Source organism: Paenibacillus mesotrionivorans, assembly GCF_046098205.1.
Lineage (GTDB): Bacteria > Bacillota > Bacilli > Paenibacillales > NBRC-103111 > Paenibacillus_AR > Paenibacillus_AR mesotrionivorans.
Map to the genome: position 1 here is coordinate 46,190 of NZ_JBJURJ010000029.1, position 21,426 is coordinate 67,615.

Annotated in this window: 20 protein-coding genes and 1 rRNA gene; 1 reads left to right on the plus strand and 20 read right to left on the minus strand. The window is 53.5% G+C overall.

All coding sequences use genetic code 11. The features are described from left to right. Positions 1–124 precede the first annotated feature (124 nt). From ACI1P1_RS29175 to ACI1P1_RS29230, 12 genes are all read right to left on the minus strand, one after another. On the minus strand, positions 125–1,684 hold the full coding sequence (locus ACI1P1_RS29175) for an extracellular solute-binding protein (protein ID WP_416220107.1): 1,560 nt from the start codon (positions 1,682–1,684) through the stop codon (positions 125–127). An 81-nt stretch (positions 1,685–1,765) separates the two neighbouring features. Further along, a complete protein-coding gene (locus ACI1P1_RS29180) occupies positions 1,766–2,632 on the minus strand; it encodes a carbohydrate ABC transporter permease (protein WP_416220109.1) in 867 nt (288 codons plus the stop codon). After that, entirely contained in the window at positions 2,626–3,561 is a 936-nt protein-coding gene (locus tag ACI1P1_RS29185; RefSeq protein ID WP_416220110.1) for an ABC transporter permease, read from the minus strand. The genes ACI1P1_RS29180 and ACI1P1_RS29185 overlap by 7 nt, the downstream gene beginning before the upstream one ends. Before the next feature lie 226 nt (positions 3,562–3,787). Further along, the gene (gene sigH, locus ACI1P1_RS29190; RefSeq protein ID WP_113022687.1) at positions 3,788–4,435 is read right to left on the minus strand and encodes an RNA polymerase sporulation sigma factor SigH; all 648 of its coding nucleotides are present in this window, start codon (positions 4,433–4,435) and stop codon (positions 3,788–3,790) included. Positions 4,436–4,640: 205 nt separating this feature from the next. After that, positions 4,641–5,153, minus strand: coding sequence for an NYN domain-containing protein (locus ACI1P1_RS29195; RefSeq protein ID WP_416220111.1), 513 nt, complete (start codon positions 5,151–5,153; stop codon positions 4,641–4,643). Between the two features lie 9 nt (positions 5,154–5,162). Continuing rightward, entirely contained in the window at positions 5,163–5,903 is a 741-nt protein-coding gene (gene rlmB / locus ACI1P1_RS29200; protein ID WP_416220112.1) for a 23S rRNA (guanosine(2251)-2'-O)-methyltransferase RlmB, read from the minus strand. Position 5,904: 1 nt separating this feature from the next. Then, complete coding sequence (locus ACI1P1_RS29205) at positions 5,905–6,348, minus strand: Mini-ribonuclease 3 (RefSeq protein WP_416220113.1); 444 nt, start codon at positions 6,346–6,348, stop codon at positions 5,905–5,907. Further along, positions 6,345–7,739 carry a cysteine--tRNA ligase gene (cysS, locus tag ACI1P1_RS29210; RefSeq protein ID WP_416220115.1) on the minus strand — a complete coding sequence of 465 codons (1,395 nt, stop codon included), beginning with the start codon at positions 7,737–7,739 and terminating at the stop codon, positions 6,345–6,347. The genes ACI1P1_RS29205 and cysS overlap by 4 nt, the downstream gene beginning before the upstream one ends. Next, entirely contained in the window at positions 7,720–8,457 is a 738-nt protein-coding gene (gene cysE, locus ACI1P1_RS29215) for a serine O-acetyltransferase (protein ID WP_416220129.1), read from the minus strand. The genes cysS and cysE overlap by 20 nt, the downstream gene beginning before the upstream one ends. Positions 8,458–9,233: 776 nt before the next feature. Further along, a complete protein-coding gene (ispF, locus tag ACI1P1_RS29220; protein WP_416220116.1) occupies positions 9,234–9,731 on the minus strand; it encodes a 2-C-methyl-D-erythritol 2,4-cyclodiphosphate synthase in 498 nt (165 codons plus the stop codon). Positions 9,732–9,747: 16 nt separating this feature from the next. After that, positions 9,748–10,431: a 2-C-methyl-D-erythritol 4-phosphate cytidylyltransferase gene (gene ispD / locus ACI1P1_RS29225; protein WP_416220117.1), complete on the minus strand. Its 684-nt coding sequence runs from the start codon at positions 10,429–10,431 to the stop codon at positions 9,748–9,750. Between the two features lie 91 nt (positions 10,432–10,522). Continuing rightward, complete coding sequence (locus tag ACI1P1_RS29230; RefSeq protein WP_416220118.1) at positions 10,523–11,608, minus strand: PIN/TRAM domain-containing protein; 1,086 nt, start codon at positions 11,606–11,608, stop codon at positions 10,523–10,525. A 154-nt stretch (positions 11,609–11,762) separates the two neighbouring features. Between ACI1P1_RS29230 and ACI1P1_RS29235 the strand changes: the two genes are divergently transcribed. After that, complete coding sequence (locus ACI1P1_RS29235; RefSeq protein ID WP_416220119.1) at positions 11,763–12,158, plus strand: DUF1573 domain-containing protein; 396 nt, start codon at positions 11,763–11,765, stop codon at positions 12,156–12,158. Positions 12,159–12,252: 94 nt separating this feature from the next. On the opposite strand, the gene pssA is transcribed toward ACI1P1_RS29235, so the two are convergent. The 8 genes from pssA to rrf all read right to left on the minus strand — a co-directional run bounded on the left by pssA (position 12,253) and on the right by rrf (position 21,236). Next, positions 12,253–13,002 (minus strand): CDP-diacylglycerol--serine O-phosphatidyltransferase, encoded by a 750-nt coding sequence (gene pssA / locus ACI1P1_RS29240; protein ID WP_416220120.1) that lies wholly within the window; start codon positions 13,000–13,002, stop codon positions 12,253–12,255. Between the two features lie 146 nt (positions 13,003–13,148). Continuing rightward, positions 13,149–14,228 (minus strand): DNA integrity scanning diadenylate cyclase DisA, encoded by a 1,080-nt coding sequence (disA, locus tag ACI1P1_RS29245; protein ID WP_416220121.1) that lies wholly within the window; start codon positions 14,226–14,228, stop codon positions 13,149–13,151. Between the two features lie 62 nt (positions 14,229–14,290). After that, entirely contained in the window at positions 14,291–15,661 is a 1,371-nt protein-coding gene (radA, locus tag ACI1P1_RS29250) for a DNA repair protein RadA (protein ID WP_416220122.1), read from the minus strand. 361 nt (positions 15,662–16,022) lie between these two features. Further along, positions 16,023–18,449 (minus strand): ATP-dependent protease ATP-binding subunit ClpC, encoded by a 2,427-nt coding sequence (gene clpC / locus ACI1P1_RS29255; RefSeq protein ID WP_416220123.1) that lies wholly within the window; start codon positions 18,447–18,449, stop codon positions 16,023–16,025. 36 nt (positions 18,450–18,485) lie between these two features. Next, positions 18,486–19,547 (minus strand): protein arginine kinase, encoded by a 1,062-nt coding sequence (locus tag ACI1P1_RS29260; protein ID WP_416220124.1) that lies wholly within the window; start codon positions 19,545–19,547, stop codon positions 18,486–18,488. 19 nt (positions 19,548–19,566) lie between these two features. Further along, entirely contained in the window at positions 19,567–20,082 is a 516-nt protein-coding gene (locus ACI1P1_RS29265) for a UvrB/UvrC motif-containing protein (protein ID WP_416220125.1), read from the minus strand. A gap of 19 nt (positions 20,083–20,101) precedes the next feature. Next, positions 20,102–20,563: a CtsR family transcriptional regulator gene (locus ACI1P1_RS29270; RefSeq protein WP_416220126.1), complete on the minus strand. Its 462-nt coding sequence runs from the start codon at positions 20,561–20,563 to the stop codon at positions 20,102–20,104. Positions 20,564–21,119: 556 nt separating this feature from the next. Continuing rightward, positions 21,120–21,236: ribosomal RNA gene (rrf, locus tag ACI1P1_RS29275) — 5S ribosomal RNA — on the minus strand. Positions 21,237–21,426 lie beyond the last annotated feature (190 nt).

Genomic DNA, 21,426 nt, shown 5'->3' on the forward strand with positions numbered 1-21,426 from the left:
TGCCTGCCGGGAGTTTAGCCGACCGAGTTGTAGACGAATGCATATTCATCGGGTTTCATTCCTTACCGGGAAAGGAGTGCCTTTGGAGGCTCAAACACGTTTTGTCGGCCAGACTCTCAGTATGTTATTTCCCCAGCTTGTTCATGAACTCGATATATTCCTTCTCGGCATCCGCTGTGGCCGGGTACCACTTCTTCTCCAGGAAGCTCTTCAGTTGATCCACCGTAATCTCACCTGTAATATATTTCTGCTCCTGCTCATCCTTTTCCTTTATCAGGTCGGGAATGGTGTTGCCCAGGTTCAAGAGCTTGGGCGAACGGACAGCCGGCACATTCACGGTTGTCATCTTCTTTTGCGCGGCAGTCCATTGCTCCTTGAACTTGGCCAGCTTCTCGGGCGAATCGGCATTCTCAATGATCGCGCCTTCCCCGTTAATGGCATTGGCCAATGTCATATAGGTGCTGGTCAGCGTATTCACCTTGGCGGCTTGCTCCGTGCTGCGGACGAGAGCCTTGCTTGCGGGATCATAGCTGTCATAAGTCAGACCCTTCAACCCGATCTGGAACAAGGCATTCGCTTCCGGCGTATTGCCCCAATCCAGGAAACGCAGCACTTCATCCACATTTTTGCTGTTCTTGCTGATCATCCAGCCGCCCCAGGTGGCGACGGTCACCAGATTCCGTGCCTCTCCCTTGCTGTTCTTCAGCACACCATGATAGGTAAACTTTTTGTCGGCATCCTTGTCCCGGCCCAGATTAACCATAACACCATATTGATGGGAAGGCACCATGCCCACTTTCCCCTGATTCAGCTTCTCCAGATCCACATACGACTTGTTGATGATAAATTCGGGATCAATAATCTTTTCGCTATGCAGCTGCTTCAGGTAGGTCAGATAAGGAAGATACCCGGACATTTTCTCCTTGATCTTATAATTTCCATCCGTATCCTTCACCCCGTTCACCAATGGCAAATCGAAAGCGCCGGCGATGAAGTTGGTAGGCGCCCACACACCAATCTGGCTCAGCCCAAAGGTATCCGCCTTGCCGTTGCCGTCCGGGTCGTTCTTGGTGAACGCCCGCAGCACATTGGTCAGCTCATCCAGGGTTTCCGGAGCCTTCAGCCCCAGCTTATCCAGCCACACCTGGTTGACCATATAGCCCCAATGGTTGACGATATTGGTTCTGGGAATCACGTATATCTTGCCGTCGTTTACAGACTTGACGCTGTCCCACATTTCCTTGGTGATATTCTTCATCAGATTGGGATACTTGGAGATCTTATCATCCAAGGGAAGCAGCAAACCGTTCTGCGCCCAGGTTTCCATGCTGGCATCGGCGCCGCCCCAGTTATAAATCAAATCGGGGAGTTCGCCCGACGCCATCATTACCTTCAGCTTATCGGTGTAATTGTTGATGGGAGGCGCTTCGATGGAGAGCTTCACATTGGCCAGCTTCTCCGCCTCGGCGACCACCGGGTTATTCTCCACTACAATTCCTGCATTCACCCGGTTGAACATCTTGATGGTTACCGGAGCTTTGGCCGCCGGGCTTGATCCATTGGAGGCACCCGGATTGGCAGTGCCTGCGCTGTCTTTGTCACCGCTTCCACAACCGGACACAACTGCAGTCAAAACCAGGGTGGACGCCAGCAAACTTGCAGAAAGCTTGTTTGATCTAGTCAACACAAATCTCCCCTTTATCCTGATTATCTATTACAACTGCCATAACTGTCGCAGCTATAACCCAGCAAACGCTTAAGGCACTCATCCTTTAATGGACCCCACCAGCAACCCTTTCATGAAAAACCGCTGCAAAAACGGATACACCAGAATAATGGGCAATGTGGCAAATACAATAATCGCCATCTTCAGTGTGAATTCCGTTACACTACCCGTATCCATCATATCCCGTGCTAACCCTCCGTCCTCCACCACCAAATCCCGCAGAATAAGCATCAACGGCCACAAGCTGCGTTTGGAGGTATAGATAATGGCGGAGAAGAACGTGTTCCACTGACCCACTGCATGAAAAATAACGAATGTCGCAATCGCCGGCTTGGACAGCGGGATAATAATCTTGAACAGCACTTTGATTTCATTGGCCCCGTCGATATAAGCGGATTCCTCCAGACTGGGAGGGATGGAACCGATGAAGTTTTTCATCAGAATCAAGTTATACGCTCCCAATACTCCAGGCAGGATCAAGCTCCAGATGGTATTGTACAAGCCCAGCGTCTTAATCAGGTAGAAGTTGGGAATGAGACCGCCGTTAAAAAACATGGTGAACACGATGAACGCCAGAATGATATTCCGGCCCTTCAGGTCCGGCTTGGACAACGGGTATGCGGAAATGACCATCAAGAAAATATTCAGCGCTACGCCAACAAGCGTAATCAGCACCGTCACCTTGTATCCGCTCCACATGAGCGGCATCTGGAAAATTTGCTTGTATGCGCCAAACTCCAGACGGCTGGGGATCATCCGCAGCGGATGCTCCAGATACTCCGTATAGGGTGTCACCGAGAAGGCGACGACATAAAGAAAGGGAAACAAACATGCCAGGGAAAACAAGGTCACAAAGATATAGTTGAACAAGCTGAACACGCGATCGCCTATGCCGTTGTTTACCATATGCCATCCTCCTTCATCATTTTGGCCAGACGGTCACCCATCATCAGGAAGATCAGGCCAATAACGGAAGTGAACAGCCCCACAGTTGTTCCGAAGGAGAAGCGGCTGCCCAATAACCCCACCCGGTATGAATAGGTCTCGAACACCTCAGACACACTCAGATTCATAGGATTTTGCAAGACGAATATTTGTTCGAAGCCGTTGCCCATAATATGGCCCAAGCGGAGTATGAACAGCACCATAATGGTGGACTTGATGCCCGGCACCGTCACATACCAAATCCGCTGCAGGCGGCTGGCGCCGTCTATACTGGCGGCTTCGTACAATTCAGAATTAATGCCGGTGATGGCGGCCAGGAAAATGATGCTGCCCCAGCCGGCTTCCTTCCAGATGCTGCTCAGCACCACAATAGGACGGAAGTAACTCACATCAGCCAGGAAGAAGACCTCTTCGAAGCCAAACTGCTTGAGAAAAATATTGACGAGCCCCCAACTGGGAGACAGGAAGTTCACGAGAATACCGCCGATAACCACCCAGGAAATAAAGTGCGGCAAATAGATAATGGTTTGGGTCAAACGCTGGTATGTCACCTGGCGGATTTCGTTTAGCAAAAGCGCCAGCAGGATCGGGAAGGGAAAGGTGAATACCAGGCGCAGAAGCCCTAGATAAAACGAGTTCCAGAACACCTGATAAAAATCACTCAGCCCGAACATGTACTTGAAATGCTCGAAACCTACCCAAGGACTGTGAATAATCCCTTTGGCAAAGTTAAAGTCCTTAAAGGCAATAATGATTCCGTACATGGGGATGTAGTTGAAAATAAAAAAGTAGATCACACATGGAATAAGTAGAATATACAGATACTTCTTCCTGTTCAGATACCGCAAAGCTTTTTTGGCCCGTGTCGAATTCGCAACCACTCTGCTCACCCCTTTCCCCCTCAGTATAGGGGGCCGAAGAAAACACAACATTCAGAAATTATTGATAAACAGATACGATTTTTCGATTGCATTTTTTTGCACAAAAAAAGCCGGACAGAAAACAATAACGTTTTCCGTTCGGCTTTTTTGGATACGGCCAATGCCGCCCGCCCCGCGGGGCATACGGAGGCCATAAAAACAAAACGCCGCGCTCCTTAAGGGAATGCGGCGTTTTTTAAGGCAGGTCTCTAATTTCCAGATAGCGTTCCAGCTTTCGCTTGACGCGCTGGAGAGCGTTGTCTATCGACTTGACATGACGGTCCAGGTCAACGGCAATCTCCTGATAGGAGCGGCCGTCCAAATACAGCATAAGTACCCTGCGCTCCAGATCGCTCAAGAGCTCTCCCATCTTGTCCTCCAGGCCGCTGAATTCCTCCTGGTTGATAATCAGCTCTTCCGGATCGGTCACTCTGGAACCGCAAATCACGTCAAGAAGGGTCCGGTCGGAATCCTCGTCGTAGATGGGCTTGTCCAAAGAAACATAGGAATTGAGAGGGATATGCTTCTGACGGGTTGCGGTTTTGATGGCTGTGATGATCTGACGGGTGATACAAAGCTCAGCGAATGCCTTGAAGGAGGCCAGCTTGTCCCCGCGGAAATCACGGATGGATTTGTACAGGCCGATCATACCCTCCTGCACGATATCCTCGCGGTCCGCTCCAATGAGAAAATAGGAACGGGCTTTGGCGCGTACAAAGTTTTTATACTTGTTAATCAAGTACTCCAGGGCTTCGGCGTCGCCTTCGCGGACAGCTTCCACATTGTCTTCGTCGGATCGGAGCTCTATTTCGGACTTTCTCCACATATTGAGGTCGACACTCACATAAAACCCCTCCGGCCAAGCCCCACAAGGCTTATTCCACGTGCAAAAGATAGGATTAGTATACATGATGCCCTGAATTATCGTCAACTAGCGCCATTTGGAAAACCCGTGAATTTTTCTAGAATATGCCATGACTACCCGAAAAAAGCCAGTTCATGCCGCTCCGGCGGAAGCGGCACCCGGCATTCTACTATATCGGACGCTACTAGTTGCCGCGGCGCCACTTTTCGAAGATTTGCTTAATATCGTCCGGCAGCGCCCCGTCGATGGAGTTTTTCTTGCCCGCATCCTTAACCTGAATCCGTTCCTCCACATCCCGCCGCGACTGCTTCACCTTCACCAGAAGCTCTCTGGCCGTAAGACGGAAGGCGCCTTGTCCGAAAATAACGCTTTGCTCCGCCATATCCGAGGTGGCCACATATACATGACGCCTGCGGCCGATAAGGCTTAAGCTTAACCGTTCGATCAGCTCGTCCGCCGTTTCCTTCTCCCGGGTGTAGACAATCTCCAGCTTACTCTCCACATATTTGCCCCCAAGGCCGGGGACCTTGTAGGCGTCGAATACCAGATACACCTTCATGCCGCTGTACGCCTGGTAATCCGCCAGCATCCCGATCAGCCTGTCCCTGGCTTCCTCCAGCTCCACATCCTTCAGCTTCGCCAGCTCCGGCCAGGCCCCGATAATATTGTAGCCGTCCACGATCAGGTATTCTTTCATCGGCTGGCCTTATTTCTTGGTCAAACGCTGGCGGACAGCCTCATACATGAAGATGGAAGCCGCAACCGATGCATTCAGGGAATTGATTTGTCCGGCCATGGGCAGCTTGACGTTGAAGTCGCAGCTTTCCTTCACCAGACGTCCCATTCCCTTGCCTTCGTTGCCGATCACGATGGCGATGGGCATAGTGAAATCCACATCATAGAGCATTTTGTCCGTATGCACGTCCGCTCCGACCACCCAAACACCCGCTTTTTTGAGCTCCTCGATGGTTTGGGACAGATTAGTCACCTTGGCTACAGGCACATACTCCACCGCGCCTGCGGAGATTTTGGATACGGTGGCGGTGAGCCCCACGGAACGGCGCTTGGGGATAATAATGCCATGGGCCCCGGCACAATCCGCTGTCCGCAGGATCGAGCCCAGATTATGCGGGTCCTCAATTTCATCCAGGATCAGGAGAAACGGAGCTTCCCCTTTATCCCTGGCTCTGGCCAACAAATCCTCCACTTCCGCATATTCATAAGGGGCCACTTGGGCCACAACCCCCTGATGGGCGATGCCCTGGGCCATTTGGTCCAGCTTCCGCTTGTCCGCGGTTTGGATGATGATGCCTGCATTTTTCGCCTCTGCAAAAATAGGCTGGACATGATGCTTCTGGGCGTTGTCCGCAATCCAGATTTTATTGATGGTGCGGCCGGAGCGCAGAGCCTCCAACACCGAATGTTTGCCGCCGATTATATCTTCCATGCTATACATCCTCTCTTGTGCCGGACTGGCCAGCGGGTATGGTCAAACGCATAAGCTCCTCCAGCCGGTTTTGGCGCCCGCAATAATACAGATAACCGAGCAGGCTTTCGAAGGCCGTACTGTGGCGGTACACCAGAATATCCGTATTCTTGGGGGATGATCCCGACTTGGCGTTCCGCCCCCGTCTGACCACATCCGCTTCCTCTTCCGTCAAGAGTGGCATCAACAGCTCCAGGGCTTTGGCCTGGGCCTTGGCGGATACATAGCGGGTCGCCTGCCGGTGCAGGTCATTCGGGCGGTGATTGGCCTGGGAGACCACATACTGGCGGATAAACATCTCATAAACCGCATCCCCCATATACGCCAGCACAAGGGGATTCATTTGGGACGGGCTTTTATGCGGCTCAAAATATAGGGTTAATTGTTCTCCGGTGCTCTGGCTCATTTCCGCTTCCACCGCATCCCCTGCGGCGTGTCCTCCAGCACTATGCCCCGGGCCGTCAGCAGGTCCCGGATTTCATCGGCTCTCGCCCAGTTTTTGGCCTTCCGGGCTTCTCCCCGCTCCACAATCAGCGCCTCAATCTCTTCGTCCACCAGATCCTCGGCTTCCCCGGCAAGTACACCAAGCACCTCGTCCATAGCGGCAAAACGGGCCAGTATCGCATCCAGAGAGCCGCGGGTGACCTCGGCGTTTTGGAGATACCGGTTCGCGTCGCCAGCCAGATTGAACATGGCGGTCAGGGCATCCGGCGTATTAAAGTCATCATCCATCTTGGCGGTGAAGGTCTGGGCAGCCGATTCCACAAAGGCTATCACCTCCGCGTCCGCTTCCCCTTCTGCGGCATCCTTCAGCCGGTGCTTCAGGTTGACCACGCAGTTATCCAGCCGCTCCAGGCTGTTTTTGGCTTGGCTCAGCACATCGTCATTGTAGTTCAACGGATTGCGGTAATGGGTGGACAGCATCATAAACCGGAACTCCTGAGGCCGGGCAGCCGACAGAATGTCGCGGACATTCATCACGTTGCCGATGGATTTGGACATTTTTTCATTATTCATATTCAGGAAGCCGTTATGCATCCAATAGTTGGCCAGCGGCTCTCCGTTCAGCGCTTCGGACTGGGCTACTTCGCATTCATGGTGGGGGAAGATCAGATCCTGCCCGCCGCCGTGGATATCGATGGTATCGCCGAGATATTTCTTGGCCATGGCGGAGCATTCGATGTGCCAGCCCGGACGGCCGTCGCCCCATGGGCTGGGCCAGGCAATCTCTCCCGGCTTGGCGCCCTTCCACAGCACAAAATCCTCCGCCCCCCGCTTCCGTTCATCCACCTCAATGCGGATGCCGAACTGCAGCTCATCCAGCTTCTGCTGGGACAGCTTGCCGTATTCGGTAAATTTGGAGGTCAGGAAGTATACATCCCCGCCGCTTTCGTAGGCGAAGCCCTTTTCTACCAGTTGGGCAATAAAGCTGATGATCTCTTCCATGTTTTCCGTGACACGGGGATGGATGGTGTTCTTCACACCCAGCTTCCGGCTGTCCTCCAGGAATGCGGCGATATACCGCTCGGCAATCTCCGGCACGGTGCTGCCCTCCAGCTTGGCCCGCTGGATCATCTTATCGTCCACATCGGTGAAGTTCACTACGTAGGTTACCTGGTAGCCGATGGACTCCAGATAACGGCGGACCATGTCGAATACAATCACCGGTCTGCCGTTACCAATATGAATATAGTTATATACGGTCGGGCCGCAAACATACATCCGCACCTTGCCTTCCTCGATGGGGCGGAAGTCCTCTTTGGTCCGGCGCAGCGTATTATAGATTCTTAGTGTCATGCCTTGTCTTTCCTCCTTTAGTTTCGCGGCTGCCGCCGGATGTGGCGGCTGCTTCCTCTGCCGGGACTGTGTCGTGGCCTGCGGCGGTTTCGGAGCGAAGCTCCAGCGCTTTGTTCAGTTCGTTGATCTGATCCTGCAGGAGGCGGAACATATCCACCACCGGGTCAGGCAGGTTGGCGTGATCCAACCGGTCCACACGGACGCCGTCCCGCTTCACCACGCGGGCCTTGAAGCCCACTACCGTGCTGTTGGCGGGCACTGCAGAGAGCACCACCGCATTGGCGCCGATCCGGGAATTATCCCCCACGTAGAAGGAGCCCAGCACCTTGGCGCCGGAGGCAATCACCACATTGCTGCCGATGGTGGGATGGCGCTTGCCCTTCTCTTTACCCGTTCCGCCCAAGGTTACCCCTTGATACAGTACCACATCGTCGCCGATTTCGCAGGTTTCCCCGATGACGACGCCCATGCCGTGGTCGATAAACAGCCGATTGCCGATCACTGCACCCGGGTGGATCTCGATGCCCGTAAAAAATCGGCTCACCTGTGAAATGATCCGGGCCATGGTATATCTCTTGTGGCGGTAGAACCAGTGTGCGACACGGTGCGCCCAGATGGCATGCAAGCCGGAATAGGTAAACACCACTTCAAACCAGCTGCGTGCCGCAGGGTCATTGTCGAACACAGCCCGGATATCGCTTTTTATGCGTGCGAACATCATTTCACATCCCCTCTGAATACCCTTCGTTTCAGCCGCCCGCAGAATCTAACGGAAGTGAGCACCGTTATTCTGCTGTAAAACGCCTCTTTCAAAATCTAACGGAAGCCAGCGCTCTTATTGCGGCACTTTCGGAGCCAGTCCAGCCTTTTTGGAAAAATAGCGGCCCTCACCGCCGTTAGAATCGGGAAGAGGCGTTTATGCAGCATATAACGGCCCTCACCGCCGTTAGAAAAAACTCCACTAGCCGTTACGGGCTGCCGCGGCGGTCAAGCCCTGTTTTTGGCCCGCACCATCCCTGCTCCCGGCCCTTCCAACATCAAAAACGCCCCAACAGCCCTTCCAATAAGGGCTGCAGAGGCGTCTATATACGCGGTCCCACTCTGCTTGACGCCAGCATCAGCACTCCTAACCGGACATGAACATGCCGGGTCGGCCACCTTTTGCAGCATCAACTTCTTAGCCCGGTATCGGCGGCCAGCCGGCAGGCTCTACGGGTATCCGTTCGAGCTGCAGCTCACAGGTGCATTTCCGTAACGGCGGAAGACGGATGTCTTGCAGCCGGCGGCTGACGGGTTCCCCCATCAACGTCCGGACATCCTCTCTGGAGGGTTCCCATCCGATACGTACTCTCCTGATCATAGCTTGTGCTGTTATGCGGTGAAACATGAGAATCCTTCATTACTGGTTCCAGTATACGAAACTTGACGGATGAAGACAATATCCCCTTGCCGGAACCGGTTATTTTTCACCAAAATGCAATGAGTTCCCGGTCCTCACGGCTGGGGAGCGGGTTTCTCCTCCATATACAGGCATACGACAGCCTGTGCGGCAATACCTTCCCCACGGCCGGTGAAACCCAGCTGCTCCGTAGTGGTTGCTTTAATGTTAATCCGGTCCTCATCGGCCTCCAGGGCATCGGCGATCACCTTCACCATCTGGGGGATGTGGGGGGCCATCTTGGGCTGCTGGGCAATAATCGTTGCGTCCAAATTCCCCAGGGAATACCCCATTCCTTTGGCCAACGCCCAGACATGCTCCATCAGCTTAACACTGTCTGCGTCCTTAAATTCCGGGTCCGTATCGGGAAAATGCTTGCCGATATCCCCCTTGCCCACGGCACCGAGGATCGCATCGGAAATGGCATGCAGCAGCACATCCGCATCGGAATGGCCCAGCAGCCCGCGCTCGTAGGGGATATCCACCCCGCCGATGATACATTTCCGGCCTTCCACTAACCTATGGACATCAAAGCCCTGTCCCACACGAATCATGAATCGTTACTCCTCTCTATCGCTTCAGTCGGTATTCCGCCCACTCCAGATCCTCCGGAGTCGTAATCTTCAGATTGTGATATCCACCCCGCACCACGTACACGGGCTGACCGGTGCGCTCCACCACCATGGCATCATCCGTGCCGGTAAAACCCTCCTGCATGGCCATTTCATGAGCGGCTAACAGCTCCCGTACCCGAAAGGCCTGCGGGGTCTGAATCGCCCAGACGGCGCTGCGGTCGGGAGTGGAGGCGATTTTGCCGTCCGGCTCCACGATCTTCACCGTATCCTTCACAGGTACGGCCACCACTGCTGCTCCATATCGTTTAGCCGCTTCCAGGCATTCCAACGTTTCCTCCGGCGTTACGAAGGGGCGTACCCCATCATGCACCAGCACCCACTCCACCTCAGGATCCAGGGCGAGCAGCCCCTGATAGACCGACGCCTGACGCTCGGCTCCCCCGGTCACAACAGCATGGACCTTGCGGAGCCCATACTCGCTGGTATAGCGGCTGCAGCGGGCTTCATCCCCGGGACCCACTACCAGCACCACAGTGTGAATCTGCTCCATATGTTCGAAGGCCTCCAGCGTACGCACCAGCACCGGCTTGCCTGCCAGAGGCAGATGCTGCTTCGGCATCTGGCCGCCCATCCGCAGCCCCTTGCCTGCGGCTACCACAATCACGCCTACCTGCTCCATCTCCCATATATCCCCTTACGAATGAATATGCAGCAAAAACGGAGATTGCGCAAGCAATCCCCGCTTTCCCATTACCTCTATCATATCTGTTTTACTGGGCTTTTTCCAATAATTTCGGTTTTGCGAAAATCATCCGGCCTGCAGAGGTCTGCAGCACACTGGTGACCATAACCTCCATGGTGGCGCCGATATAATCCCGTCCGCCCTCCACAACGATCATCGTTCCGTCATCCAGATAAGCGACCCCTTGGCCATGCTCCTTGCCGTCCTTGATCACCTGAACCACGATCTCTTCCCCCGGCAGCACCACAGGCTTCACTGCATTGGCCAGATCATTGATATTCAGCACAGGCACACCCTGCAGCTCACATACCTTGTTCAGGTTGAAGTCATTGGTAATCACCTTGCCCCGCAGCACCTTAGCCAGACGGACCAGCTTGCTGTCCACCTCGGAGATTTCCTCGAAATCGCCTTCGTAGATCAGCACCTTCACGTCAAGCTCCTTCTGGATCTTGTTCAGAATATCCAGTCCCCGCCTGCCGCGGTTGCGCTTCAGAAGATCCGACGAATCTGCAATATGCTGCAGCTCCTCCAGGACAAACTCCGGGATCACCAGCGTCCCTTCAATAAAGCCGGTTTTGCAGATATCCGCAATCCGTCCATCGATAATCACGCTGGTATCGAGAATCTTGCACTCTCCCCGGTTTTCCGGCTCCGCATCCTTATCTGCGCCTGACGGCCATTTGGAAAAAATTCCAATAAGATCTTCTTTCTTCATCCACCCTGCACGGAAGCCGGCCGCTCCAAACACCAGCGTCGCCAAAAACGGAATAAACGTTCCTCCTCCGATGCCTTCCCACAGCGGATGGGCCAACAGCGATACCAGCAATCCCATAATCAATCCCGCTAAACCAGACACCACATGGGCAACCGGCGTTTCCTGCAGCCTAGCCTCTCCTGCCTTCAGCCACCGGCGGACAAAGATATCCGACAATTGGACAAGAGCAAAAGCGGCCGCCGCCCCCAAAATCATAAACCAATACACCTGGCCCTTCAGCTCCGTCACACCCAGCAGCTGGCGGACCATCTGAGCCAAAGCTCCTTCAGTATGCTGACCGGATTGATAACCTGCTGCTACCCCCGCTATCAATGCGGCCAATTGAATCCACTTTTTCAACTTGCTTCACCTCCTGCTACCAGTATGACCAAAATTTCTTTGGATAAACCTGCCATCCCCGGGGGTTGGAATCAGTAAAATTGAATTGCCTCCGGGGTTGCTATATAATGATGAAAAATACCCTCATTCGAGGACTTAACCAGAGGTGAACCATATGAGCTCTCCCAGCCTGAAGGAATTCCAGGATCAAGTCGCCGAATTACTGCTCCGTCACCGCAGCGTTCTGGATGTTCTCTCCAAGTTTCAACAGTCGAATGCCGCTGCCAACCGGGCCGTGATGAAGTCGGTTACGGAATGCGGCTGTGTCCAGGTTCATGCCGGCAAACAACACTACACCCGGGATATGACGCTGGAGCAGGCCAAGGAGCAGTTGGGAACCCATCTTGAGGGACAGGTTTGCGAACATTGCAAAGAGGTCATTGAGTCCGAGCTGGGGCGGAATTTGTTTTATATGGCGTCCTTATGCAATCTGCTGGACCTGAACTTGGACAAGGTGGTCTCCCAGGAATCCACCAAGTGCTCCACACTGGGTTTATTTAACCTCAGTTAACCTTTCGCCCGTCACTGCCAAAACAAAAAAAGCATTTATTTCCCCTTGAAGCAGGAAAATAAATGCTTTTTATTTTCATCCTATTCGGTTGGTGTTACATGTTGGTCTTGTTCACCGCTTCGTCATTCTGTCCCCGGCGGCGTCCGCGGCGCTTCAGCACACGGTCCAGACGGGAGATCTGCTCAACGTTTTTTTTTAGGCCGTAGAGAGCATACAGAACCAGAGGAACAAAGATCATCTTGGAGATGGAACCGGGAAATTTAATGGCCAGCACCACAGCTGCAATCACAACAACGGGAGTTACCCAGATAGCAGACTTAGGAATGCCGATTTTCTTGAAGTTGGGGTATTTCACTGTGCTGATCATCAGGTAGGACAAGAGCAGAGTGGACAGCACCAGCACAACCGTATTGATTTCATTGGCGAACAGAGCCAACGTACACAATACACCGCCAGCGGCAGGAATAGGCAGCCCGATAAAGTAACCGGGTGTTCCCGCTACCACATTGAAGCGGGCCAGCCGAAGCGCGCCGCAGATCGGGAAGATCGCGGTAACGATCCATGCTGTAGCTTCATTCATTCCTTGGAAGGCTGTTACATACATAATGAACGCAGGTGCTACACCGAAGGAAATCACGTCCGACAGGGAGTCCAGCTCCTTGCCGAATTCGGATTGGGCATTCAGCGCCCGGGCAACCCGGCCGTCCAGCCCGTCGCACAGCATGGCGACAATGACCATGATGGCAGCAAGCTCTGTATACTCATTAAAAACAAGTATGATAGCGAGAAATCCCAAGAACAAATTCCCGATGGTAAACATATTTGGTACGGACTTTCTGATCATCTCATCACCCCATGTTGAAGATTCCGATGCATGTCTTGCTATTCGGAGCCTCCTTCGTAAACTAGAATTATCTGCCGGGTGTGTACGTCCAAATTTAAATGTTTCGTAAACGAACCGCCGGATACTCCTTCATGATTGTATGCAATTTAGATATGTCTGTCAATGAATACTTGGTCTTGAATCCGTTTTAATCCTTCCTTGATCGCCCTCGCACGCACCTCTCCAATTCCATCCACTTCATCCAGATCCTCTATGGAGGCATTAACCATAAACGGCAGGTATTCAAACCGTTCCACCAGATTGGCGATGATAACCGAAGGCAGCCTCGGGATTTTGCTCAGGACCCGGTAGCCCCGCGGCGACAGCTGTTCCTCCATGGACGTGTTGGAATACGGATAACCCAGCAGTCTGGCCAGATCATTGTGATTGAGAATCTCCTCATTGCCGAGACGCCTGAGGGTCAGACGGATTTCCTTAACCCGCTCCTCCGAAGGATCTCTTGCATAGTCTTTCAAAAGAAGCAGCTGCTCATACTCTGTATTGCCAACCAACTCCTCCAGCTGCATGCTGATCAGACGGCCTTCCGTACCCAGCTCATTGATGTAGCGTTTGATCTCACCTTTAATACGCAGAACCATCTCAATCCGTTGCAAAACATTGCAAACATCATGGGTGGTCACAATTTCTTCAAATTCCGCCGCTCCCAGATTGGTCAGCGCTTGATCCAGAACGGTTTTATACTTTTCCAGGGTCTGAATGGCCTGGTTAGCCTTGGTCAGAATCACGCCGATATCCTTCAGGGAATACCGGAGTGTCCCCTGATACAGGGTAATGACATTCCGCCGCTGGGAGATGGAGACCACCAGCTTCCCGGTTTGCTTGGCCACACGCTCCGCCGTCCGGTGCCGGATTCCCGTTTCAATGGAAGGAATGGTCGGATCCGGAATGAGCTGCGTATTGGCATACAGAATTCTCCGTATATCCTCGCTAAGAATAATCGCCCCGTCCATTTTGGCAAGCTCATACAGATGGTTGGGGGTAAAATCGCAATTGATGGAGAAGCCCCCATCCACGATGTCCATCAAATCCGGACTATAGCCTACCACAATCAATCCACCTGTTTTGGCCCGCAGCACATTCTCCAGTCCGTCGCGGAAAGCGGTACCGGGCGCCACCATTTGCAGAAGTTTGCTCATTACGTCTTGCTTTTCCTCATCCCGCCCCATGGGAAGCCCCCTGACTCTCTATTAATAGTTATATAATGATATGTTATAGGTTGAATTTTTATTTACCGCGGCAGCGCTGCATCCAGTGCCTCCTGGACGGTATTTACCCCAATCACGTCCATCCCCTTGGGGGGATTCCAGCCCTTGAGGGATTTCTGCGGAAGAATAACCCGCTTGAAGCCCAGCTTCTCCGCTTCCTTCACCCGCTGGTCCACCCGGGATACCCCTCTGACCTCTCCGGTCAATCCGATTTCGCCGAAGACGGCATCGAAGGGCTGCGTCGGACAATCCCGGAAGCTGGAAGCAATGCTTACGGCCACAGCCAAATCCACTGCAGGCTCATCCAGCTTTACGCCCCCGGCAACATTGAGATACACGTCCTGGGTTTGCAGAAACAGCCCGTTGCGTTTCTCCAGCACAGCAATAATCAGCGACAGCCGGTTATGGTCATAACCCGTGGCCATCCGTCTGGGCGAAGGAAAATTTGTAGGGCTGACCAGCGCTTGGAGCTCCACCAGCACCGGCCGTGTCCCCTCCATACTGGCAACAACCGTAGAGCCCGCCACCCCCAAGGGTCGTTCGGATAAGAACAGCTCCGAGGGATTATTCACCTCTACAAGCCCGGATTCCCTCATTTCAAATATTCCGATTTCATTGGTGGAGCCAAACCGGTTTTTCACCGCCCGGAGAACCCGGTACGTATGGTGACGTTCCCCCTCGAAGTACAGGACACAGTCCACCATATGCTCCAGAAGCCGAGGTCCGGCGATAGCCCCCTCCTTGGTGACATGTCCGACCAGCACTGTAGCGATCCCCTTGGACTTGGCAATCCGCATAAAGTGGGTGGTACATTCCCGCACCTGGGATACGCTGCCGGGTGCCGAGGAAATGGACGGGTGAAAGACCGTTTGGATGGAGTCGATCACCAGGAAGTCCGGTTCTATTTCGTCGATGGCCATTAGGATGGCATCAATATTGGTCTCACACAGAACGAACAACAGGGGAGAAATAGCGCCCAGCCGGTCTGCCCGGAGCTTGGTCTGCCGGGTGGATTCCTCTCCGGAGATATAGAGCACCTTCAACCCTTTGCGGTTCAGCTCAAAGGACGTTTGCAACAGCAGGGTAGATTTTCCAATACCGGGGTCCCCGCCAACCAGGATCAGCGAACCCGGAACTACTCCTCCGCCCAGCACCCGGTTAAGCTCTATGTTGTCCGTGACAATGCGCGGCTCCTTGGTACTCTCTATGTGTATGATGGAAACCGCTTTTTCTTGCGGAAGAGCAGAAACGGATGTGTGAACGCCGGCCCGCTGCGGCGCCTCCACTTCCTCCACAAAGGTGTTCCAGGCTTGGCAGCCCGGGCACTTGCCCAGCCATTTGGGGGTTTCGTATCCGCATTCGGTACAGGTGAATTTCGTTTTTAGTTTAGCCATAATTTCGGATTTCCTGCGCTTTCTTTTTGTTATTCCGTTCAGCTTGACGTAAATTTAAGTTTACCATTTATTTGTATGGGCGTCCACGTAACCGCAGGCTCTTCTTCTTATCTGATTCGGCATATCCCGACAAAAAATAAAGCCCCCTGCACAAAGGATTATTCCTTCGTGCAAGAGGCTTTGCAGGTTTTGGCCGGTTAGGCCGTGTCTGAAAACTCGTTGAGGGCATCTTTCACCGCCTTTTCGCCCCGAACTATCGTCACTTCCGCTTGACGTACCCCCGGTACGCCTTCACGAAAGTTCCTTGCTATGGACGAAAATTTGGGCATTAGCTGCTCCCCTCGGAGTTTTCAGACAAGCCCTAGTTGCGGACAACCACCAGCTCCCCTTCTTTTTCATCGATGACCAGACGGTCACCCTTGGTAATGTTGCCCTTGAGGAATTCCTCGGACAACCGGTCTTCAATATGCTTCTGGATGGCGCGGCGCAAGGGTCTTGCCCCATAGGTGGGGTCATAACCTTCCTTGGCCAGGAACTTCTTGGCGCTGTCAGAGAGCTCAAAGTCGACTTCTTGCTCCTTCAAGCGCTTGCGCAGTTCCTCTGCCATCAGGGTGACGATTTGGGCGATATGCTGTTCGTCCAAGGAGTGGAAGACGATCATTTCGTCCATCCGGTTCAGGAACTCCGGACGGAAGCTTTTCTTCAGCTCCGTCAACACCTTGTCTTTCATATTATTATATTCCTTGCCCGTATCGGCGATGGCGGCGGTGAAGCCCAGGGAGCTTTGCTTCTTGATAGTATCCGCCCCCACGTTGGAGGTCATGATGATCAAGGTATTGCGGAAGTCCACTGTACGTCCCTTGGAATCGGTCAAGCGGCCGTCCTCCAGAACCTGCAGGAGGATATTGAATACCTCGGGATGTGCTTTTTCGATTTCATCCAGCAATACCACAGAGTAAGGCTTGCGGCGTACCTTTTCGGTGAGCTGGCCGCCTTCCTCGTAGCCCACATATCCCGGAGGCGCTCCGACCAGACGGGAGGTGGAGTGTTTCTCCATGTATTCGGACATATCGATTCGGATAACCGCATTCTCGTCACCGAAGAGGGCTTCTGCCAAGGCGCGTGCCAGCTCGGTTTTACCTACACCGGTTGGGCCAAGGAAGATGAAGGAGCCCATGGGGCGCTTCGGATCCTTCAGACCTGCACGGGCCCGGCGGATGGCGCGGCTGACGGCCTTCACGGCTTCGTCCTGGCCGATTACCCGGTCATGAAGGATGTCTTCCATCTTCAGCAGGCGCTCGGTTTCCTCTTCTGCCAGCTTCCGTACGGGAACCCCGGTCCAGCTCGCCACGATTTGGGCAATATCATCCGGCGTCACCACAGAGTCGGTACGGCCTTGCGTTTCCTTCCACTCGTTGCGGGTAGACTCCAACTCCTCGCGAAGCTTTTGCTCGGTATCCCGGAGAGCGGCAGCCTTCTCAAACTCCTGGCTTTGCACGGCGGAGTCCTTTTCCTTGCGGACATCCTCCAGCTTTTGCTCCATTTGCTTCAGGCTGGGCGGTACAGTGTAGGACTTCAAGCGGACCTTGGAGCCGGCTTCGTCGATCAGGTCAATGGCTTTGTCCGGCAGGAAGCGGTCGGTGATGTACCGGTCGGACAGCTTCACGGCCTGCACAATGGCCTCGTCGGAAATCTTCACCCGGTGATGGGCTTCATAACGGTCACGCAGACCATAGAGAATTTGCACGGCTTCCTCCGGAGTCGGCTGATCCACCGAAATCGGTTGGAACCGGCGCTCGAGAGCGGCATCCTTCTCGATATATTTGCGGTATTCATCCAGGGTAGTGGCGCCGATGCACTGCAGCTCGCCGCGGGCCAGGGCAGGCTTCAGAATGTTGGAGGCGTCGATAGCGCCTTCTGCGCCGCCTGCGCCGATCAGGGTGTGCAGCTCGTCGATGAACAGGATAATGTTGCCCGCTTGACGGATTTCGTCCATGATCTTCTTCAGACGGTCCTCAAACTCGCCTCTGTATTTGGTGCCGGCGACAACGGAGCCCATATCCAGAGTCATAACCCGCTTATCCCGCAGTGTCTCGGGAATTTCGTTGTTGATGATCTTCTGGGCCAAACCTTCGGCAATGGCGGTTTTACCAACGCCGGGTTCACCAATCAGAACGGGGTTGTTCTTGGTCCGGCGGCTCAATACTTGAATGACCCGTTCGATTTCCTTACTCCGGCCGATTACCGGGTCAAGATGCCCTTCCTTGGCCGTAGCGGTCAGGTCACGGGCCAAACCGTCCAGGGTAGGTGTGCTTACATTGGCAGGTGTGCCGTGGCTGGTGGAAACCGCTTCGCTGCTTCCCAAGAGCTGCAGCACTTGCTGGCGGGCCTTATTAAGGCTGACGCCCAGATTGTTCAGAACCCGGGCAGCCACGCCTTCACCTTCGCGTATCAAACCCAAGAGGATATGTTCCGTGCCCACGTACGTATGTCCGAGCTTACGGGCTTCATCCATAGAAAGCTCAATGACTTTTTTAGCCCGGGGCGTGTATGCAATATTGGTCGGCTGCTCCTGTCCGCGGCCGATCAGGGATTCCACCTCATCCTGGATCTTCTCCAGGCCCAAACCTAGGGAAATCAGCGCCTTGGCGGCAATGCCTTCCCCTTCTTTAATCAATCCCAGCAAAATATGCTCTGTACCGATATTATTGTGTCCCAACCGCACAGCCTCTTCTTGTGCCAAGGCCAATACCTTTTGGGCACGCTCCGTAAATCTGCCAAACATCATCGTGAACACCTCCAAATGGAATAATCACTTGTTGCTTTATTTCTGAGCCAAATGGCTGCGGATCAATTCCGCCCGGCGTATATCCCTTCCCTCTGCCGACAGCTTCTCGCCGGAGAGCTGCTGCAGGAATGCGGGCTGGGTCATGACCAAAAGCTCGTTTAACGCTGTTTTGCTGACGTTCTGCACCATCCCCAGATCTACCCCAAGCCGTACATCGGATAAACGCTGGGCGGCCTCCTTGGAGTCCATGATGATGGCATGGGTCAGAATCCCGTAGGATCTGCAGATCCGGTCCTGCATTCTGGCTCTGGATTCCACCGCCAGAATCTGCCGGGCGCTGCGTTCATGCTCGATAATCTGCCGGACCACACTATGCAGATTATCCAGGATCTCCTCCTCCGATTGCCCCAGTGTAATCTGGTTAGAAATCTGGAAGAGGTTGCCAACCGCCTCGCTGCCTTCGCCATAAATTCCTCTTACGGCAAGACCCACTTGGGTGATGGCCTGCAGGATCCGGTTGATTTGCTGAGTAATCACAAGTGCGGGAAGATGGATCATCACCGAGGCCCGGATGCCCGTTCCCACATTGGTGGGACAGCTGGTCAGGAATCCCCGCCGCTCGTCAAATGCGTATTCCAGCAGCTCCTCAAAGCGGTCATCCACCTCATTAGCTACCTGCCAGGCCTCCCGAATTTGAAAGCCTGAGGCAAGAACCTGGATGCGGATATGATCCTCCTCATTCACCATAATACTGATGGATTCGGATTCGTTCAACAAAACCGCACCGTTTTGTGATTCGTTGGCCAAATTGGGGCTGATCAGATGCTTTTCCACCAATACCTTCTTCTCCAGCTCCGACAGCTCGGAGAGTGGAACCATCTCTACCTCGCCATCTTCCTGAAGGTTTCCGGCCTCATGGAGCTCCCGGATTTTGTCCAGTACCTCACCGGACTGGGACTTGGTGGCCAGCATGGGAAACGGGTACCCGTTTAAGTTACGCGCAATTCGCACTCTGCTGCTGATGACGATATCCGAATCGGGACCTTCGCCCTTCATCCATTCCGTCAATGCCTGCTCGAAAAATCGCCGGGAATCCATACCCTTGACTCCTCCCATTTTACAAGCCGGAGGTTTGCCGCTCCAGCTCTTTGATCTGGTCCCGGATTTTCGCTGCGGCTTCAAAGTCCTCATGCTCCACCCGCTGGACCAGTTCTTTCTTCAACCGTTCCAATTCACGCTTTACCTGGATTTTACCACCAGTGCGTTTGGGGACCTTGCCCGTGTGCACGGTATTCCCGTGAACCCGCTTGAACAGCGGATCCAAGCGCTCGTCGAAATATTTATAACACTCGCTGCAGCCGAAGCGGCCCAGCTTGCTGAATTGCGAATACGTCAGCCCGCAGTTTTCACACCGCGGCGGTGTTTCCTGCCTGCGTTGGCTTCCCGTAGGCGGTTCAAAATCGAGCAGACCGGACAGCAGATTGTGGATCGAAAATCCCCCTGCCGTCCCCGGAATCATTTCACCCTTTTCCCTGGCGCAGGATTCACAGATGTGAAACTCCGTCTTCTCGCCATTGACAATCTTCGTAAAATGCAGGGTTGCCGGCTTTTTGCCGCATTCCTGGCAAATCATGAGAACGTCCTCCCTTTCCTCATGGACTCAACAAGGCAATGAGCATTGCCTTCAGAAGCTTGGCTCTGATTTCATCCCGAAATGGAAGCTTGATCTGAAGCGCGTCTCTGGATATCGCAGCACGGATAAGGTTCGCTTCCCGGCTCGAGATCTGCTTGCCCTCCTCCAGCTGATAAACCAATCCTTCGGCACCCGTCTGGTCAATGGCCTCGCCAATGGTTTGGAAAATGTGGTTAAGAATTTGCCCCCTGGACGACAGCTCCACCTTCTGAATCCGGATGTAACCGCCGCCGCCGCGCTTGCTCTCCACCACATACCCTTTTTCGAGAGTAAACCGGGTGCTGATGACGTAATTGATTTGGGAAGGCACACACTGAAATTCATCCGCCAGGTCGTTGCGCTGAATCTCAATGATACCCCCAGGACTCTGCTGGAGAATTCGCTTCAGGTAGTTTTCTATGAGTTCCGAAATATTTCTCATCCCTCATCCCCTATTCCCGCAGCTTGTTTTTTTGACTTGACTTTGACTTTCTTTGACCTTGTAAATATTATAGCACCATTTTCTAAATTATCAAATCATTTTGAAGGTGTCGTGGCAATTGCATTAGAGAAGGCTGCTAAAGCTCTCCAACAAGCTACCCACAGTATCTCCTGAAGGGGGAAAGTTTATGGCGGGAAGGGTTTCCCACAAACCGCGAAAATTACAAACGGAGCCGGACAGAGGATAATCGGGGTGGGACTCTCACCAAGCTTTGCACCAAGTTGACTAATAGCGGCTCTTCAGTCCGTTAGCCGCAAGTAACTTAACCATTTCGCTTTTTCGCCATTCTCTACATAACACATCCTTTCTTACGGACACCAGAGACCTTATTCGTCTCATTGAGCACCATCCTGAGCTCTAACGGACCCAGGTGCTCTTATTCCGCTGAAAAGATGCCTCCACCGCCTCCGTTTCCGCAAATAGCGTCACTGGAGTCCGTTAGCCCGCGAGACTACAACAAAAAGACCCTCTAGCGTGAGCTAAAGGGTCTGTCTGTGCTTGGCAACGTCCTACTCTCCCAGGACCCTGCGGTCCAAGTACCATCGGCGCTGGAGGGCTTAACGGTCGTGTTCGAGATGGGAACGCGTGGTTCCCCTCCGCCATCATCACCAAACGCTTTGCAAGTCAAGGCTTGCGCCCTGAAAACCGGATGCGAAACGAGGTCACCGAAACCTCTTCATCTATACCACTGCTTACCAAGTGAGTGTGGCTACCGCCAACCTCGTAGGTTAAGCCCTCGACCGATTAGTATTCGTCAGCTCCATGTGTTGCCACACTTCCACCCCGAACCTATCTACCTCGTC